This window comes from Aminobacter aminovorans (assembly GCF_900445235.1).
Lineage (GTDB): Bacteria > Pseudomonadota > Alphaproteobacteria > Rhizobiales > Rhizobiaceae > Aminobacter > Aminobacter aminovorans.
Genome location: NZ_UFSM01000001.1, coordinates 884,196 through 901,059, shown reverse-complemented (window position 1 = coordinate 901,059; position 16,864 = coordinate 884,196). Strand labels below are relative to the sequence as shown.

Annotated in this window: 21 protein-coding genes; 11 read left to right on the top strand and 10 right to left on the bottom strand. The window is 63.9% G+C overall.

What is annotated here, in order from left to right; translation table 11 throughout:
- Nucleotides 1–20: 20 nt before the first annotated feature.
- Both DY201_RS04355 and DY201_RS04350 read right to left on the bottom strand, forming a co-directional pair.
- Entirely contained in the window at nucleotides 21–551 is a 531-nt protein-coding gene (locus DY201_RS04355) for a copper chaperone PCu(A)C (protein WP_115730146.1), read from the bottom strand.
- A gap of 93 nt (nucleotides 552–644) precedes the next feature.
- Nucleotides 645–1,022, bottom strand: coding sequence for a hypothetical protein (locus tag DY201_RS04350; RefSeq protein WP_115730145.1), 378 nt, complete (start codon nucleotides 1,020–1,022; stop codon nucleotides 645–647).
- Nucleotides 1,023–1,205: 183 nt separating this feature from the next.
- Between DY201_RS04350 and DY201_RS04345 the strand changes: the two genes are divergently transcribed.
- Nucleotides 1,206–2,150 carry a thioesterase family protein gene (locus tag DY201_RS04345; protein ID WP_115730144.1) on the top strand — a complete coding sequence of 315 codons (945 nt, stop codon included), beginning with the start codon at nucleotides 1,206–1,208 and terminating at the stop codon, nucleotides 2,148–2,150.
- A 92-nt stretch (nucleotides 2,151–2,242) separates the two neighbouring features.
- On the opposite strand, the gene amaB is transcribed toward DY201_RS04345, so the two are convergent.
- Nucleotides 2,243–3,757: an L-piperidine-6-carboxylate dehydrogenase gene (gene amaB / locus DY201_RS04340; RefSeq protein WP_115730143.1), complete on the bottom strand. Its 1,515-nt coding sequence runs from the start codon at nucleotides 3,755–3,757 to the stop codon at nucleotides 2,243–2,245.
- Nucleotides 3,758–4,325: 568 nt separating this feature from the next.
- On the opposite strand from amaB, the gene DY201_RS04335 reads away from it, so the two are divergent.
- Nucleotides 4,326–4,964 carry a protein-L-isoaspartate(D-aspartate) O-methyltransferase gene (locus DY201_RS04335; RefSeq protein ID WP_115733583.1) on the top strand — a complete coding sequence of 213 codons (639 nt, stop codon included), beginning with the start codon at nucleotides 4,326–4,328 and terminating at the stop codon, nucleotides 4,962–4,964.
- Nucleotides 4,965–4,968: 4 nt separating this feature from the next.
- Here the strand turns inward: DY201_RS04335 and DY201_RS04330 are convergent, their stop codons facing one another.
- The 4 genes from DY201_RS04330 to DY201_RS04315 form a co-directional block, all read right to left on the bottom strand.
- On the bottom strand, nucleotides 4,969–5,544 hold the full coding sequence (locus tag DY201_RS04330; RefSeq protein WP_115730142.1) for a GNAT family N-acetyltransferase: 576 nt from the start codon (nucleotides 5,542–5,544) through the stop codon (nucleotides 4,969–4,971).
- A gap of 102 nt (nucleotides 5,545–5,646) precedes the next feature.
- Nucleotides 5,647–6,426, bottom strand: coding sequence for a Bax inhibitor-1/YccA family protein (locus DY201_RS04325; RefSeq protein WP_115733582.1), 780 nt, complete (start codon nucleotides 6,424–6,426; stop codon nucleotides 5,647–5,649).
- Between the two features lie 195 nt (nucleotides 6,427–6,621).
- Entirely contained in the window at nucleotides 6,622–9,165 is a 2,544-nt protein-coding gene (locus tag DY201_RS04320) for an ABC transporter permease (RefSeq protein ID WP_115730141.1), read from the bottom strand.
- Between the two features lie 6 nt (nucleotides 9,166–9,171).
- Nucleotides 9,172–9,879 (bottom strand): ABC transporter ATP-binding protein, encoded by a 708-nt coding sequence (locus tag DY201_RS04315; protein WP_115730140.1) that lies wholly within the window; start codon nucleotides 9,877–9,879, stop codon nucleotides 9,172–9,174.
- A 64-nt stretch (nucleotides 9,880–9,943) separates the two neighbouring features.
- On the opposite strand from DY201_RS04315, the gene DY201_RS04310 reads away from it, so the two are divergent.
- Nucleotides 9,944–10,576, top strand: coding sequence for an arylesterase (locus DY201_RS04310; RefSeq protein ID WP_165916092.1), 633 nt, complete (start codon nucleotides 9,944–9,946; stop codon nucleotides 10,574–10,576).
- Between the two features lie 140 nt (nucleotides 10,577–10,716).
- Nucleotides 10,717–11,313: an RNA 2',3'-cyclic phosphodiesterase gene (gene thpR / locus DY201_RS04305; RefSeq protein WP_115730139.1), complete on the top strand. Its 597-nt coding sequence runs from the start codon at nucleotides 10,717–10,719 to the stop codon at nucleotides 11,311–11,313.
- Here thpR and DY201_RS04300 read toward each other — a convergent pair.
- Nucleotides 11,217–11,735, bottom strand: a complete 519-nt coding sequence (locus tag DY201_RS04300; RefSeq protein WP_115730138.1) for a low molecular weight protein-tyrosine-phosphatase — start codon at nucleotides 11,733–11,735, stop codon at nucleotides 11,217–11,219. The two genes, thpR and DY201_RS04300, sit on opposite strands and share 97 nt — an antisense overlap.
- Before the next feature lie 49 nt (nucleotides 11,736–11,784).
- Between DY201_RS04300 and DY201_RS04295 the strand changes: the two genes are divergently transcribed.
- From DY201_RS04295 to DY201_RS04280, 4 genes are all read left to right on the top strand, one after another.
- A complete protein-coding gene (locus DY201_RS04295; RefSeq protein WP_115730137.1) occupies nucleotides 11,785–12,081 on the top strand; it encodes a 4a-hydroxytetrahydrobiopterin dehydratase in 297 nt (98 codons plus the stop codon).
- A 122-nt stretch (nucleotides 12,082–12,203) separates the two neighbouring features.
- Complete coding sequence (locus DY201_RS04290) at nucleotides 12,204–12,572, top strand: YkvA family protein (protein ID WP_115730136.1); 369 nt, start codon at nucleotides 12,204–12,206, stop codon at nucleotides 12,570–12,572.
- 241 nt (nucleotides 12,573–12,813) lie between these two features.
- Nucleotides 12,814–13,317 carry an invasion associated locus B family protein gene (locus DY201_RS04285; protein ID WP_115730135.1) on the top strand — a complete coding sequence of 168 codons (504 nt, stop codon included), beginning with the start codon at nucleotides 12,814–12,816 and terminating at the stop codon, nucleotides 13,315–13,317.
- Between the two features lie 40 nt (nucleotides 13,318–13,357).
- Nucleotides 13,358–13,900 (top strand): GNAT family N-acetyltransferase, encoded by a 543-nt coding sequence (locus DY201_RS04280; RefSeq protein WP_115730134.1) that lies wholly within the window; start codon nucleotides 13,358–13,360, stop codon nucleotides 13,898–13,900.
- Here DY201_RS04280 and DY201_RS04275 read toward each other — a convergent pair.
- On the bottom strand, nucleotides 13,897–14,229 hold the full coding sequence (locus DY201_RS04275; protein ID WP_115730133.1) for a DUF1294 domain-containing protein: 333 nt from the start codon (nucleotides 14,227–14,229) through the stop codon (nucleotides 13,897–13,899). The genes DY201_RS04280 and DY201_RS04275 overlap by 4 nt on opposite strands.
- Before the next feature lie 144 nt (nucleotides 14,230–14,373).
- Between DY201_RS04275 and rlmN the strand changes: the two genes are divergently transcribed.
- Nucleotides 14,374–15,609 (top strand): dual-specificity RNA methyltransferase RlmN, encoded by a 1,236-nt coding sequence (gene rlmN, locus DY201_RS04270; protein ID WP_115730132.1) that lies wholly within the window; start codon nucleotides 14,374–14,376, stop codon nucleotides 15,607–15,609.
- Nucleotides 15,606–16,073, top strand: coding sequence for a hypothetical protein (locus DY201_RS04265; RefSeq protein ID WP_115730131.1), 468 nt, complete (start codon nucleotides 15,606–15,608; stop codon nucleotides 16,071–16,073). The genes rlmN and DY201_RS04265 overlap by 4 nt, the downstream gene beginning before the upstream one ends.
- Here DY201_RS04265 and DY201_RS04260 read toward each other — a convergent pair.
- Nucleotides 16,054–16,695 (bottom strand): LysE family translocator, encoded by a 642-nt coding sequence (locus tag DY201_RS04260; protein WP_115730130.1) that lies wholly within the window; start codon nucleotides 16,693–16,695, stop codon nucleotides 16,054–16,056. The genes DY201_RS04265 and DY201_RS04260 overlap by 20 nt on opposite strands.
- Here DY201_RS04260 and DY201_RS28905 point away from each other — a divergent pair.
- Nucleotides 16,640–16,792, top strand: coding sequence for a hypothetical protein (locus DY201_RS28905; RefSeq protein ID WP_165916091.1), 153 nt, complete (start codon nucleotides 16,640–16,642; stop codon nucleotides 16,790–16,792). The genes DY201_RS04260 and DY201_RS28905 overlap by 56 nt on opposite strands.
- Nucleotides 16,793–16,864 lie beyond the last annotated feature (72 nt).

Sequence of the window (16,864 nt, the reverse complement as noted above, 5' to 3'; positions counted from 1 at the left end):
GAAAGCGCGCACCCATGGTGTCAGTGGCCCGAATGATCCTGGCTCTGGCCACCCATATTGTCGGCCTGGAACTCGACAGTGACGGTGCCGGCCTTTTCGAAGGTCAGCGTCCCGGAGAACTTGTCGCCTTCCTTGACCGGCGCCTTCAGGCCGATGAACATGATGTGGTAAGCGCCCGGCTTGAGGGCAACCTCGCCGCCGGCCGGGATTTCGATGCCGCCGGTGATCTGGCGCATCGTCATCACGCCCTTGGCGTCGACGGCCATCTCGTGGATCTCGGCCTTTTCGGAAACGTCAGACTGGATCGAGACCAGACGGTCAGCCTGGCTGCCATTGTTCTTGACGGTAAGGTAGCCGGCAGCAACCTTGGCGCCGGCCGGCGTGGCGCGCGACCAGGGATGGCCGATCTCGAGATCGCCAGCCTCGAAGCCGTGGGCCAGGAGCTGATGGGTCGAGGCGAACAGCAGCAGCAGCGCGAATACGGCGGCGCCGATACGCTCCTCGAAGCTGCGGAAAAGTGGGCGCGAAAAGGCGCGAGCAGAACGGATCATGGAAACTCCTGATGTAAAGGGCGCCAGCACATGCGGCGCAGGGTCTGTTGAAACGGGCTATTTCGTCCGGCTGCCGTGATGTGGCAAGCCGGGTCAGACCAGTGGCGGCGCGCGCGGATTTCCGGGGTCGTGCTCCGGCGCGATCGGCGCGTCGGGCCTGGGCGCCATGAAGATGATGCTGGTTTCGAGCTGGCGCCCGAGCGACAGGCCAGCGCCATCGGGCGGCGACATCGCGACCGCCGAGACCATGTTGCAGCCAAGCGTGCAGCACTCGGTCAAGGCCGGATGCTCAGTCTTGGCGGGTGCGGTATGGCCACTTGCCGAGGTGATGCAGAGCGGGTTGCCGAAGATGTCGAGCGGCGGCGTGCCCTGGCCCAGCGCCACGGCACCGGCCACCGTCTGCAGGACGAGCATCAGCGCTGCGACAAGCGCGACCCCAAACCCTGTTCCCTTGCGGCGAAATCCGACCAAGCGTTACGACCTTTCTTAGAGCGGCCACTGATAGCATCGATGGCCCGAAAGCGAAAATAGACCACGCTGCGACAAATTCTTTGACCGGCGCCCGCCTCGCCCGCCCGCCATCGTCGCATCGGACGATGGCTCTCATTGCCATCGCCGCTACGACTTTGAAGTCGAGCATGGGGGAGGAAAAGCATGACGGCTGGCATTTCGGGTCTGCGCGACGTCTGGCGCGGCGGCGTCGCCACCTGGGAATGCGACGAGATGGGCCACATGAACACGCGCTTCTATGTGGCGCGCTGCATGGAGGCGATCGCCATGCTGTTCGGCAAGGCTGGCCTGCGGCTTCTGTTTGCCCCCGGCTCCGCAACGACGTTGGCCGTCAGGACGATGCACATCCGCTTCCTGCGCGAAGCGCGGGCCGGCACGTCGATGCACATCTCCGCCGGCTTCACCGCCATCGGCGACGGGACGGCCGAAATCGTCGCCATGATGTTCGACAGCGCCTCGAACGACTGCGCCGCAACCTTTCGCTTGGGGCTCGGCCACGTCGCCGCCGCGGACGGCCGCGAGCTGACATGGCCTGAGGCTTTTGCCAGCCGCATCGCCACCGAAATCGTCGAGGCACCGAGGCTGGCGCTGCCGCGCGGCGTCGGCGATCTTCCGGCGACAACGTCCGCGTCGCGCGCAAGGGCTGAACAACTCGGCCTGAATCTGCTCGGCCAGGGGGCGGTGCCGCATCAGGCCTGCGATTCCTGGGGCAAGCTGCTACCACACGCCTTTGTCGGCGCCATGGCCGACAGCGTCCGCAACATCATCACGCCGCTGCGCGAGCTCTGCGCCCGCCACAGCGACCGAAGCGGACCACATTTCGGCGCCGCCGCGCTCGAATTCCTGATCAGGTTGGAAATCCTGCCCGAAAGCGGCGACTGTTGGGAGGTACGCTCCGGACTCGCGCGCGTCGACGGGCGCACCATGAACATCGTCAACTGGATGCTCGATCCGTTCTCCGGTCACGCCTTCGGTTCGATGGAGGTCGTGGCGATCTGCTTTGACCTGGAGACCCGCAAACTGATCCCGATCGCGCCTGCGGCACAAGCGGAGTTGGCGGGCTGGACCGTTCAGAATCTTGAGCTTTGAGCTACGCACAAAAACGCCGCCCGCGTTTGCGGACGGCGCTTGAAGTCATGTGCTGCGGCGTGGTTGATGCCGCCGCCGATGATGTCACAATCTTAGTCGATGTCGAAGCTGACACCCTGGGCGAGCGGCAGCGCCTTGGAGTAGTTCACCGTGTTGGTGGCGCGGCGCATGTAGGCGCGCCAGGCGTCCGAACCGCTCTCGCGGCCGCCGCCGGTCTCCTTCTCGCCGCCGAACGCGCCGCCGATCTCGGCGCCCGAGGTGCCGATGTTGACATTGGCGATGCCGCAGTCCGAACCCTCGACCGAGAGGAAGCGCTCGGCTTCCTGCAGGTCAAGCGTGAAGATCGACGACGACAGGCCGGCGCCGACAGCATTGTGCAGTTCGAGCACCTGGTCGAAGTCGGAGTACTTCATGACATAGAGGATCGGCGCGAATGTCTCTTCCAGCACCGGGCCTGTCTGGCCGGGCATCTCGACAAGTGCCGGCTTGACGTAATAGGCGCCGTCATGACCCTGGTCGACGCGCATGCCGCCGGTGATGGCGCCGCCGCTTTCGGCGGCGTGCTTGAGCGCCTTCTGCATGCCGTCGAAGGCCGCCTTGTCGATCAGCGGACCGACGAGGGCCGAGCTTTCCAGCGGGCTGCCGACCGAGACGCTGTCATAGGCCTTCTTCAGCCGCGGCACGAGCTGGTCGTAGACGCTGTCATGGACGAACAGGCGGCGCATGGTGGTGCAGCGCTGGCCGGCGGTGCCCATGGCGCCGAAGGCGATGGCGCGCAGCGCCATGTCGAGATTGGCCGAGGGGCAGACGATGCCGGCATTGTTGCCGCCGAGCTCGAGAATGGCGCGGGCAAAGCGCTTGGCAAGGCGCGGACCGACGTCGCGGCCCATGCGGGTCGAGCCGGTGGCCGAGACCAGCGGCACCTTGGGGTGGTCGACAAGCAACTCGCCGATGGCGCGGTCGCCGATCAGCAGCTGCGACAGGCCTTCGGGCGCATCAGCGCCGAAGCGCTTGGCGGCGCGTTCGAAGATCGCCTGGCAGGCAAGGGCCGTCAGCGGCGTCTTTTCCGACGGCTTCCAGACCACCGAATTGCCGCAGACAAAGGCAAGGGCCGCATTCCACGACCACACCGCGACGGGGAAGTTGAAGGCCGAGATGACGCCGACGACGCCGAGCGGATGCCAGGTTTCCATCATGCGATGGCCCGGACGCTCGGTGGCGATGGTCAGACCATAGAGCTGGCGCGACAGGCCGACGGCGAAGTCGCAGATGTCGATCATTTCCTGGACTTCGCCGAGGCCTTCCGACGGGATCTTGCCGACCTCGATCGAGACCAGGCGGCCGAGATCGGCCTTGGCCGCACGCAGCTCTTCGCCGAGCAGGCGTACCAGTTCGCCGCGCTTCGGCGCCGGCACGTTGCGCCAGGTCTTGAAGGCGGCATCGGCGCGGCCGATGACAGCACCGGCTTCTTCAGTCGAGATCGACTTCAGCGCGCCGATCTGATCACCCGTCACCGGGCTGCGCACGATCAGGTCGCCGCCGCCGAAAGCAGCAGCCGCAACACCCAGCCGTTCCAGAAGAGCGGCGGTTTCGCTGGTCACATTCATGCTGAATTCCTTTCCTCGTTCCTCGCCCGCTCCAGGCCGTTTGCGCGCTTGTCGCATCGCCGGCCGGGGCACAGTTGTTTCCCTTCTCGACGGCTTTGGCCGGGAGACGCTTGGCAATGGCTATAGCCTGATCAGCCACCTCAGCGCCACAGCAGTGATCGCGGCAGGCATGCTGGGCGGCGAATTGGCCCGACATGGTCCACAGAGGGGCGATTCGGCGCGCGGTTGGTGCGGCGAGGCTGACATTGATGTGTGGGGAGGGGCAGGAAAAACAACACCCGCCGGGGGAGGAGGTCCGGCGGGTGTCGTATTTGTGGCCAGCGTCTGGGAGGAGGTAGGCGCTGACCTATTCGTCGGAAACCTGGGAGGAGGTAGGCCCGACAAATTCGATGACTGATATCTAGCACCGCTGCGGGCCGATCTAAAGTGTTGATATTGCATAGGAGCTTTGCGTTTTGTGCAATGCAGCAAGAGAGGTCGCGCTGCAGCACAGACGGACGCTGCGGCAGGTGCCACGACAGGGAACCTTGCACCCTCAACGGGGTTAATGCGCAACGGCAGGCAGGCCATGATCGACTACCGGGCAGCGCGCCTCAGGATGGTAGACTACCAGATCGCCCGGCGCGGTATGACCGAGCCGGCGGTGCTGGAAGCCATGAAAGCGGTGCCGCGCGAGCAATTCGTGCCGGAGGCCCTGCGTGACCGCGCCTATGACGACACGGCACTTCCCATCGACAATGACCAGACGATCTCACAGCCCTACATCGTGGCGCTGATGGCGTGGGCAGCGGAGCTCAACGACAGTCACAAAATCCTGGAGATAGGCACCGGCTCAGGTTACGCGGCCGCCGTCATGGCCGAGCTTGGCGGTTGGGTCACGACCATCGAACGCATCGCTTCGCTGGCAGACCGCGCCAGGACAAGGCTGCAGCGGCTCGGCTATGCGAACATCGAAGTCAAGTCAGGCGACGGTTCGGTAGGCTGCGAGGCCGAAGCGCCGTTCGACGCGATCCTGTCGGCGGCGGGCTCACGCATCGTACCGACAGCCTGGAAACAGCAACTGGCGATCGGCGGCCGGCTGGTCATGCCGCTCGGCCCACTCGGCGATCAGCAACTGGTCAAGATCGTGCGAACCGGCAACGCCGACTTCACACAGAAGGCGTTGGTTGCGGTGCGCTTCGTGCCGCTTGTCGGCGGAACCAGCTGACCACTCAGCCCCTGCCGCCTCTGGCCACGAAACGGCGCTCGGGCATCGAGCCCGGATCCGGCGGCAGCGTCGCGCCGCCATTCAGCGCCAGCTGCATGAACACTGTGTCGAGCCAGCGCCCATGCTTGTAGCCCGAGCCTTCCATGCGACCGGTGTGGTGGAAGCCGAGCTTTTCATGCAGCTTTACCGAGGCGCTATCGGCATGGCCGTCGCCGATGACGGCGACGATCTGGCGGAAACCCAGCACCGTCGACTCGTCGATCAGCGCCTGCATCAGTGCCTTGCCGATGCCGGATCCCTTGGCGTCGGGCGCGACATAGATCGAGTCCTCGACGATGAAGCGGTAGGCCGGGCGCGCCCGAAACGGACCGGCATAGGCGTAGCCGAGGACAACGCCGTCGCGCTCGGCGACGAGGTAGGGATAGCCGGCATCCGTCAAACTGACGTAGCGCTCACCCATCTCGTCACGTGATGGCGGCTCGAGTTCGTAGCTCGCCGTGCCGTTGAGTACCGCGTCATGATAGATCTCGGTGATCCGATCGAGGTCGTCAGGCAGCGCGTGCCGTATCGTCATGCTCATTTTTTAGGCAGTCCATATTTCTGCCCTTCATTAGAGCAAAGCTCCGCACAAATGAAAAGGGCGGCCATTGGCCGCCCTTCGAAAGTCTGATGGTCCAGCTGATTACTCGCGGTTGCCCAGGAACGACAGCATGAACGAGAACAGGTTGATGAAGTCGAGATAGAGCGTGAGCGCGCCCATGATCGCCTTGCGGCCGGAGACGAGCACGTCGTCGCCGTCGAAATACATCTCCTTGATCTTCTGCGTGTCGTAGGCGGTCAGGCCAGCGAACACCAGCACGCCGATCGCCGAGATGGCGAACTGCAGGGCCGGCGACTGCAGGAAGATGTTGACCACCATCGCGATCAGCAGGCCGATCACACCCATGGTCAGGAACGTGCCCATGGCGGTCAGATCACGCTTGGTCGTGTAGCCTACCAGCGAGAGCGCGCCGAAGGCGGTCGCCGTGATGAAGAAGGTCTGGACGATGCTGGCGCTGGTATAGACCAGGAAGATCGACGACAACGACAGACCCATCAGGCCGGCGAACACCCAGAACGCAGTCTGCGCGCCGGAGACGCTCATCGATTGGATGCGGGCGCTCAGGAAGAACACCATGCCGAGCGGTGCCAGCATGACGACCCACTTCAGCGGCGAGCCATAGAGCGCGACGCCGAGGCTGGTCAGCATCTTGCCGTTGCCCATCGTGGCGACGGCGTTGGCAGGGTCGTTGGTGGTCGCCAGCATCATGGTGCCCAGCGCTGCAAGACCGGTGATGACCAGGCCGAGCGCCATAAGGTTGTACACCTTGAGCATGTAGGCGCGCAGGCCTTCGTCGATCGACGCGTCGGTTCGGCTGCCTGCCGTCGCCATGCGCGTCTGGTAGTTTCTAAAGTCGGACATGGTTTCCTCTGTTGCTTCTGCCCCGTCGGGTGTCAGGCCGAGACCCAGGCGCCGCTGGCGGGACTCCAGCATGCCTCCGCCGAAATATGATGTTTCTTTCAGGCCTAAACAAGGCCTGTAACGCCTTGAAACCGGCTGTGAGCGCACATTCTCATACAAATGTCGTTGAAGTCCAGCCCGCGCAACGGCATTTCGTCATTCGCTGCGCAGGACCGGCGCCGCCTTGTGGCCAAGAACGCGCCAAGTACCGACGAGACCGAAGCCGACAGTCAGCACCAGGGCAAAGACGATCGTCGCAACTGCGACCTCCGGCAGGAAGGATGACGGCAGCGTCATGATTCGCGCGACGACGAACCAGGCCGCGACCCCGCCGGCGGCGAGCGCGAAGACCGCGGTGGCGAGGCCGATCAACATGTACTCGAGCGAAAACGCCGATATCAGCGTCCGCCGCGTCGCGCCCAGCGTCTTCAGGATGACCGCGTCGTGGACCCGGGCCCGGTTGCCGGCCGCAAGAGCGCCGGCCAGCACCAGCACCGAGGCGATCAGGGCGACGCCGGCAGCAGCCCGGATCGCCGTGCCGAGCTGGGCGACCAGCCGATTGACCACATCGAGCGCGTCCTTGACACGCACGGTGGTGATTGCCGGGTAGCTGCGCGTCACCGCGTTCAGGATCTTGGCCTCGTCGGCGGGCGCTGCCTTGTCTTCGGTCAAAGTCGCCAACCAGCTATGCGGCGCCCCGGCGAAGGTATTAGGCGAAAACACCATGACGAAGTTGATGCCCATCGATTCCCACTGCACTTCGCGGAAATTGGCGATCCTGGCCGTCACGTTGCGACCCAGCACGTTGACCGTCACCATGTCGCCGAGCTTGAGGCCGAGCTCGCCTGCTTCCTGCGCCGAGAAGGACACCAGCGGCTCGCCGGCATAGTCGGCCGGCCACCACGTGCCCTGCGACAGCGTCGAATTCTCCGGCAGGTTCTTGGCATAGGTCAGGCCGCGGTCGCCGCGCAGCACCCAGGCGCCTTCCGGCGGCACATTGAGCTTCTGCACGTCGGTGCCGTTGAGTGCCATGACACGGCCGCGCAGCATCGGCACCCGCACCAGCTTGCCGCCAGGCGCCTCCGCCTCGACCAGCTTGGCAAAGCTGTCGACCTGGTCAGGCTGGATGTCGACGAAGAAGAAGTTCGGCGCCCGCTCCGGCAGGCTGCCGGCGATCTGGCGGCGCAGATTGCCGTCGATCAGCGCCAGCGTCACCAGCAGCGTCAACCCGAGCCCGAGCGACAGCACCACCGACGGCGTCAGCGCGCCGGGCCGATGGATGTTGCCGATGGCAAGCCTGAGCGCCGTCGAGCGCACGCGCGGACTTCTGCGCGCCAGCCACTGCACGGCGACGGCCACGGCGCGCAGCACCAGGAACGAAAACATGGTCGCGCCGACGAAGATGGTGGCGATGCGGCGGTCGCCGGCAAACCAGATGGCAAGCGCTGCAAGCACGGCAGCAATGCCGAGCGCCGTCGCAATGTATACCAGCCGCGGCAGTCCACGGCCCTCGAAGCCCATCTCGCGGAACAGGGCAGTGGCCGGCACGTCACGGGCGCGGCCGAGCGGCAGGATGGCGAAGGCCAACGTCACCAGAACGCCGAACAGTGCCGCCATGGCAAGCGCTGCCGGATAGACGCCGGCTTCGGCCGGCACCGGGATGACCGACTGCAGTGCGGCACTTGCCGCAAACGGCATCATCGCGCCCAGTAACAGGCCGATCATAATGCCGAGCCCGGCGATGAGCAGGATCTGGATCAGATAGACCGTCAGCACGAAGCCGCCCGAGGCGCCCAGGCTCTTGAACGTTGCGATCACACCCCGCTTGCCATCGAGATAGGCGCGCACGGCATTTGCCACGCCGACACCGCCGACCACCAGCGAGGTCAGGCCGACAAGCGTCAGAAACTGGGTGAAGCGCTCGATATTGGCCGACAGCGCGGGTGCCGCATTGGTCCTTGTCCGCACGCTCCAGCCGGCCTCGGGGAACTCGGCATTCGCGCGCTCGCGCACATCAGCCACTTCCGCTTCGCTGGCGCCGACAGGCATGCGCACCTTGTAGGCATGCTCGACGAGACTGCCCGGCTGGATCAAGCCGGAGGCGCTCAGCCCCTCCATCGACACCAGCAGCCGGGGTGCAAAGCCGAAACCGTCGGAGACCGCGTCGGGCTCGGTGACGAGCTTTGCCCGGAGATCGAAGGTCGCGCTGCCGAGCTTGATGCGATCGCCGAGCTTGAGATTGAGCCGTTCGAACAACAGGTCCGGTGCAGCGGCGCCGAAGACACCCGAACGCTCGGCAAAGATTTCGTCCCGCGGCAGCGCCGGTTCAGTTACCAGCTGACCGTAGAGCGGATAGGCATCGTCGACGGCCTTGGCCTCGACCAGAGACTGGTCGCTGCCGTCCTCCAGCCGCGCCATCGAGCGCATGCCGGCATTGTGGGAGACGGAGCCGAGGCTGTCGAGGAAGGTCTTTTCCTTGTCGGTTGCCTCACGCTGGATCAGCTGGAAGCGGATGTCTCCGCCGAGCAGCGCCTGGCCTTCGCTGGCAACGCCGGCGGTGATGGCGCGTGCCACCGAATTGACGCCGCCGATCGCGGCCACGCCAAGCGCGATGCAGGTCAGGAAAATCAGGAAGCCGCGCAGGCCGCCGCGCATCTCACGCGAGGCAAAGCGGAAGGCAAGAGGCAGGTCTTTCAGCATCTGCGTTTATGCCCTGACCTTCTCGGCCAGTGGCGCGACAGCGGCAGTCTCGATCCGCCCCGAGCGCATCGCCACCTGCCTGTCGCAACGCGCGGCAAGTGCGGGGTCATGCGTTACCAGCACAAGCGTCATGGCCCGTTCGGCAGCCTTGGCGAACAGAAGGTCGGCGATCTGCCGGCCCGTCGCCTGGTCGAGATTGCCGGTCGGCTCGTCGGCGATGAGGATTCGCGGCTCCGGCGCCAGCGCCCGCGCAATCGCCACGCGCTGCTGCTCGCCGCCTGACAACTCGCCCGGATAATGCGTCACCCTGTCGGCGAGGCCGACAGCCGCCAGCTCGCGCTCGGCGATGGCGAAAGCGTCACGCTTGCCAGCCAGTTCGAGCGGCACGGCGACGTTTTCCAGCGCCGTCATGTTGGGGATCAGGTGGAACGACTGGAAGACGATGCCGATGTTGCGGCCGCGAAACGCGGCGATCTGGTCCTCGCTGCGACCGTTGAGCAGTTCGCCGGCGATCTTGACCGTACCGTCATCGACACGTTCCAGTCCGGCCAGGACCATCAGCAGCGTCGACTTTCCGGACCCGGAGGGGCCGACGATGCCGGTCGCCTCGCCGGCGGCGACATCGAGGCTCACGCCCTTCAGCACATGCACGGACGAAGCCCCCGTACCAAGCGTCAACGACACGTCTCTCAGTTCGATGACTGCTTCTGTCACGGCAAATCTGTCCTATATGAAAGTGAAAGAGACGCGAATTTTTCCGTCATATGGGTTTTGAGACATGGCATTGAAACATCTGACGTTCGCATTCCTTGCAGCGTCTCTTGCCGTTTTCACGACCATTGCCCCGGTTTGGGCCGAACCATTCAAGATCGTCGGCTTTGGCGACAGCCTGATGGCCGGATATGGCCTCAATCCCGGCGAGAGCTTTCCCGAAAAGCTTGAAAAGGCGCTACGCAACAATGGTCACGATGTCGTGATTACCAATGCCGGCGTCTCCGGCGACACCACAAGCGGCGGCCTGTCGCGGCTCGACTGGTCCGTCCCCGACGGAACGCAACTGGTCATATTGGAACTCGGCGCCAACGACATGCTGCGCGGTATCGACCCGGCGCTCGTCGAACAGAACCTCGACAAGATGCTTGCCCGGCTCCAGGAGCGAACGATCGAGGTGCTGCTGGCCGGCATGGTTGCCGCGCCAAATCTCGGTCACGCTTATGGCGAACAATTCGGCACGATCTATCCGAGGCTGGCCGAGAAGTACCGCGTGACGCTTTATCCGTTCTTTCTCGACGGCGTCGCCGGTGATCCGAAACTGCTTTTGGAGGACGGCATGCACCCGACAGCAGAAGGTATCGACCGCATGGTCGCAAAGGCGCTGCCGACTGTCGAAAAGGCAATTGCCGGCAAATGAACGTCGTCATGCATCGTTGCAACACATCCGATTTCGTTGCGTGGTCGAAACAGCAGGCGCTGAACAAAGCCCTTGCCCGGCGCAGCGATCGATGATTCGCTGAGCCCTACGAACTGCGATTCGAGGAAGGGAGCCTGGCCATGCCGCGACTTTTCACCGCCCTCGAAATTCCGCGTGATGCCGCCTTATCGCTGTCGCTGCTCAGGGGCGGCCTGCCAGGCGCCCGCTGGATCGATGTCGAAAACTATCACCTCACCTTGCGTTTCTTCGGCGACATCGAAGGCCACGTCGCCGACGAGATCGTCGAAGCACTCGACCGTGTCGACCGTCCGAGCTTCCAGCTCACGCTTTCAGGAGTCGGCGCCTTCGGTCAGAAAAAGCCGCACGCGGTCTGGGCCGGCGTCACACCCTCGCCGGAGATGAATGCGCTACAGGCCGAGATCGAGCGCATCAGCAAGCGCCTCGGTCTGCCGTCCGATCCGCGCAAATTCACGCCGCATGTCACCCTGGCTCGGCTCAGGAACACCAGCCCGCTCGACGTCGCGCACTATCTGTCGGCACGCGGCAATTTCGCCACCGTGCCTTTCCGCGTCGGCCGTTTCGTTTTGATGTCGTCGCGCGACTCGGTCGGCGGCGGCCCCTACATCGTCGAGGAAGCCTGGCCACTGAACGGCGCGGATGCCCGCGCCGCCAGCCGGTCGGCAAGCGCCTCGGAAGCATCACGGATCATGCGGTAGACCGCAGCGAACCCGTCTTCACCGCCATAATAGGGATCGGGCACGTCCTGCGGTCCACCCACGGCCGGGCCGATGAAAAGCTCGACACGCTCGCCGGAGCCCGCCGGCGCAAGCGCCCTGAGATCGTCGACATTGGAGCGGTCCATGCCGAGGATCAGGTCGAAGCGCTCGAAATCGCGCGCCACCACCTTGCGGGCCTGCTGGGCGGTGATGTCGATGCCATGCTCGGCCGCAACCGCAATCGAACGCGGATCCGGCGCCGAACCCGCGTGCCAGCCGCCGGTGCCCGCAGAGTCGATTGTGTATTCGCCATCCAGCCCGCGTTCGCTGAGCACGGCCCGAAACACGCCTTCGGCCAGCGGCGAACGGCAAATGTTGCCGAGGCAAACGAAGAGAATTGATTTTACCGGCTTCTCGCTCATGGATCCCGCGCTATGCTGGTGAACACTTCGCATATCACGGGAGCATGAAATGGCCAGAGAGAAACTTGGACAAGAGGAGCTGAAGTCAGCGCTCGATGCGCTCGGCGGCTGGACACTTGCCGCCGACGGGCTGTCGATGCAGCGCAGCTTCGTGTTCAAGAACTTCAGCGAGGCCTTCGCCTTCATGACCCGCGTCGCCATGGCGGCGGAGCAGCTCGACCACCATCCCGACTGGTCGAACGTCTACAAGACTGTCGATGTGACACTGAATACCCACGATGCCGGCGGGCTGACCGAGCTGGATTTCAAGCTCGCCAAGCGCATAAACAGCTATTTCGGTTCTTGACTCCAGCATCTTGCAGCGGAGGCCGAACCATCCCACATCTTTGATCGCGCATTGACCCGGAGACCGAAACAGGTTTCCGGCAAGCGCCAGAAGATAGAGTTCGGGCAAAGGAGATTGTCTGGATGGTGAAGTTCCCCGGCTTTGACAGCTTTCGCGGCAGCAGCAACGATGCTCCGGCAAGCGAAGCCGAGGTGCGCGAGAAATTCTGGCGCACCGCCAAGCGCGCTGCCCGCCACGTGCCCTTCATGGAAGAGGTGGTGGCGGCCTATTATTGCGCGCTGGACAAGGATACGCCGCTGCGCGCCAAGGGTATCCTGCTGGCCGCGCTCGGCTATTTCGTCCTGCCGGTCGACACCATCCCCGACGTCATACTGGGTCTCGGCTTCACCGACGACATCGCCGTGCTGACCGCGGCGATCGCGGCGGTCAGGGCGCATATGACACCAGCTCACCGCCTTGCCGCGAGGGAAGCGCTGTCGCAGGACCAATGACGGCGGCGCCCCGCTTGTTTCATCCTGAAACGAAAAGTCAAACTCTTGCCGTTTTCGTGGTCTTCAAACCACTGAAGGGACAAGGCGCCTGTCCACGACAGGCAGTTTGGCGGGGTTCCATACGATGAATGTCCTTTCTGCAAAGCATTCACCCTTTGGTAACCCAGATTAAATCAAAATGAAGCGAATGGGCGGGCGCGCAGTCGGCCTGCCCCGCTCCATTTGAACTACAGGAAAAACGATGCGCGGTTTGATAGCTACAATTTCGGGTCTGGTGCTTGCAGTGTCGGCAATGCCGGCGCTCGCCCAGTCGGCGACAAAGATCGGCCAGCACAACGCCTGGGGCACCTACAGCTACCAGGCCCAGAACGGCAAGGTCTGCTACGTGCTGACGGTGCCGACCGACAAGCAGCCGCCGACGCTCGACCATGGCGACATGTTCTTCTTCGTCAGCCAGCGCCCCGGCCAGAAGGTTTCCTTCGAACCGCAGTTCATTGCCGGCTACAATTTCCAGGAAAACTCCAAGGTCTCCGTCACCATCGGCGACAAGTCGTTTTCGATGTTCACCAAGGGCAAATCGGCGTGGGTCGAGAATGCCGCCGAAGAGCCGGCGCTGATCGCCGCCATGAAGGGTGGCACCGACATGAAGGTTTCGGCCAAATCAGGCCGCGGGAACCCGACCAACTACGTCTTTTCGCTCAAGGGCATATCGGCGGCACTGACGTCGATCACCACCTGCAAGTAAGCGCAGGCGCAACACAGGTTTCAGAAGGCCGGGCGGTCCGATCGCCCGGCTTTTTCGCAATGGGAGCCAGGATCTGAAGACGCACAGGATCATCGACGGCACCAAAACCCATCTTGACCGGGCCGCGATCGTCTGGGCGCGCGCTACTGCGGCCCGCGACAACGATCCCGACGTTGCGACGCTTGATGAAGCCCGGCCGGTCATCTCGAGCGTGCTCGACAGCTCCGAGCGGGCGCTGCTCGCAATTGCCGAGGCCGGTGACGGGACCACAGTTGCCTTCGGCGCCATTGCACCGATGCCCGACGGCAAGGTGGCCGAACTCCACTATGTCGGCGTCGACCCGGACCATTGGGGCAAGGGCGCAGCCGCCGAATTGCTGGCCGGCATCACTGTATTGTTGCGCGAACGCGGTTACGATGCAGCCGAGCTCGCGGTGTATTCAGACAACGATCGCGCCGTCCAGCTTTACCAACGTCTCCGCTGGCGCCGCCTGGGCAAACCGGTGCCGCATGAACGCACCGGCCGGCCGGAACAACGCTACCGGTTGATTCTGAACCCACGGGCTGAAGGATATTCCGCCTAGGATAAGGCCGGACGGCTCAGCGCATCGAACAGCCCCGAAGCCCATTGCGGCGCGATCAGCCAGATCGCGAGCACGGCAATGGCGACCACATGCACGACGACAATCGTGTAGAGTCGCGATCGGAACGGCTCCTTGCGGGTCTTGTGCCGGAACAGGTGCTGGGCCGACAAGGCACCCAGGCTGCCACCGGCGAAGGCAAGCCAGAGCAGGGTTTTCTCTGGGATGCGCCGGGCGCCGGCGCGGGCCAGGTACTTGTCGCGCCACAAGGCAGCGAACGCCGCAAGATTGACGGCGAGCACCACCAGGACAACGTTGAGGATGTTGCTCATCGGGCCAGCATCCCAGCCATTGCCTAACAGACTGCAAAGCTGCGGCACAAATGCATGGCCGCCAAAACGTGACGCAGCGCCAGACCTGTGATATGTCGCGCCAAAATCCTACATTCGCCGATATCTACAGCTAGCTGAGCCCGAATGACCCTTTCGCTCGACCTTACCACCGATGCTACCCGTGACGCGTTGCGCGCCCGTGCAGCCGCGCCCGTCAAGGGCGAGCTGATCGGCCTCACCCGCGCAGAGCTTGCCGAAGCGCTCGTCAGCTCCGGCGTCGTCCCCGAACGCCAGGCCAAGATGCGCGTCCAGCAGCTCTGGCACTGGCTGTATGTCCGCGGCGTCTCCGACTTCGCCGACATGTTCAACATCTCCAAGGACCTGCGTGCCGAACTGGCCAAGCATTTCACCATTGCGCGACCCGAGATCGTCGAGGAGCAGATTTCATCCGACGGCACGCGCAAGTGGCTGTTCCGCTTTCCGCCACGCGGAGCCGGCCGTCCGGTCGAGATCGAGACCGTCTACATTCCCGAGGAAGGCCGCGGCACGCTGTGCATCTCGTCCCAGGTCGGCTGCACATTGACCTGCTCGTTCTGCCACACCGGCACGCAGAAGCTGGTGCGCAACCTGACGGCGGAAGAAATCCTGACGCAGCTGATGACGGCGCGCGACCGGCTCGGCGATTTCCCCGACCGCAACACCCCCGCCGGCGCCATCGTGCCGGCCGAGGGACGGAAAATCTCCAACATCGTCATGATGGGCATGGGCGAGCCGCTCTACAATTTCGAGGCGGTGAAGAAGGCCCTGCTGATTGCGTCTGATGGGGACGGCCTGGCGCTGTCCAAGCGCCGCATCACGCTGTCGACGTCTGGTGTCGTGCCCGAAATCTTCCGCACCGGCGAAGAAATCGGCGTCATGCTGGCGATCTCGCTGCACGCCACCAACGACGATCTGCGCGACCTGCTCGTGCCGATCAACAAGAAGTATCCGCTCAAAGAGCTGATCGACGCCTGCCGCAACTATCCCGGCCTGTCGAATGCCCGCCGCATCACCTTCGAATATGTGATGTTGAAGGACGTCAACGACAGCCTTGAGGACGCCAAGGCACTGGTCAAACTGCTCAAGGGTGTGCCGGCTAAGATCAACCTGATCCCGTTCAACCCCTGGCCCGGTACCAACTACCAGTGCTCGGACTGGGAAACGATCGAGAAGTTCGCCGACTACATCAACAATGCCGGCTATGCCTCGCCAATCCGCACCCCGCGCGGCCGCGACATCCTCGCCGCCTGCGGCCAGCTCAAATCGGAATCTGAGCGCATGAAAAAGAGCGAGCGCCTGGCGCTCGAGGCGATGATGATTGCGGGACACGGCGAGGCGTGAGCCGCGTCCTCGTCTATCTCGGCAAGTTCGCCCACATGGTGCTGGGCTATGCTGCGGCATCGCTGGCCGCCAGCGCCTTCCTCAACGTGGTCTTCCTGGGTGTCGCTGGCCTCATATCCGCCGACATACCGCCCGAGGTGGCAAGCGGTTCGATGGTCTTCACCATCCCCTTCATCGCGCTTTTCGTCGCCTATTTCGGCTTCGTGCCGGCAATAGTCGTCATGCTGCTGGCCGAGTTGCTCGGCAAGCGCGACTGGCTGTTCTACGCCCTTGCCGGTGGCTTCGTTGCCCTGGTCTTCATCGGCATTGCCTACCAGAGCGGCGATGGCGGCTTCGCCTATCGCGATCCGCTCTGGCCGGTCTCGATCATCGGCAGCGGCCTGATCGGCGGCATTGCTTACTGGTTCGTCACCGGCCGCTTCGCCGGTGCGCTCAGGGACAGTTCTACTTCGCCTGCGCCGTGAGGATCTTCAGCGCAAAGGCCGAGAATACGCCGGCGAACAGATAGTCGACGATGCGCGTCACGCGCGGGCTCTTCCTGAGCAGGCCGGCAAACTTGTCGGCGGCAATCACCATCGGGGCAGTGACCGGCAATGACAGAATGATGAACATTGCCCCCAGGAAGAACAGCTTGCCCGGCGCATTGCTGTCGTGGGCCGAGACGAACTGCGGCAGGAAGGTCATGAAGAACAGGATGATCTTCGGGTTGAGCAGGTTGATGCCCAGCCCGGTCGCCCAGTTCTGGAACACCGAGCGCGGCGCGCGCTTGGTGGTGTCGGGCGAAAACGCCGAGCCCTTGGTAAGCGCCTGGAAGGCGAGCCAGACCAGATAACCGGCGCCGACGATCTTGAGCGCCATGAAGGCTTGCGGCGAAGCGACGATCAGCGCCGACAGGCCCAGCGCCACCAGCGTGGTGTGGAAGACGATGCCGGTCATCGCGCCTGCCATGCAGGCAAAACCCGCCTTGCGGCCTTCCGACAGCGCACGGCCCACGAACAGGGTCATATCCGGTCCGGGCGTGATCGCAATTATGAAGGTTGCGATCGCGAACTGGATGATGGTCGACCAATCGGGGATGAAGGACATTGTCGGGCCGCCGGATCTGCCTGAAGGGCAAGGGTTGCAGGGGGATTTCAGGCAACAGCCCTATCCGCACCCAATCATCGCTTCAACCGGAAAATAGCAGGCCAGAGTATCGTGCATCCATGGATGCATGAAGGACGCAGCCAGCAATGGACATATGCCGCCGGACCGA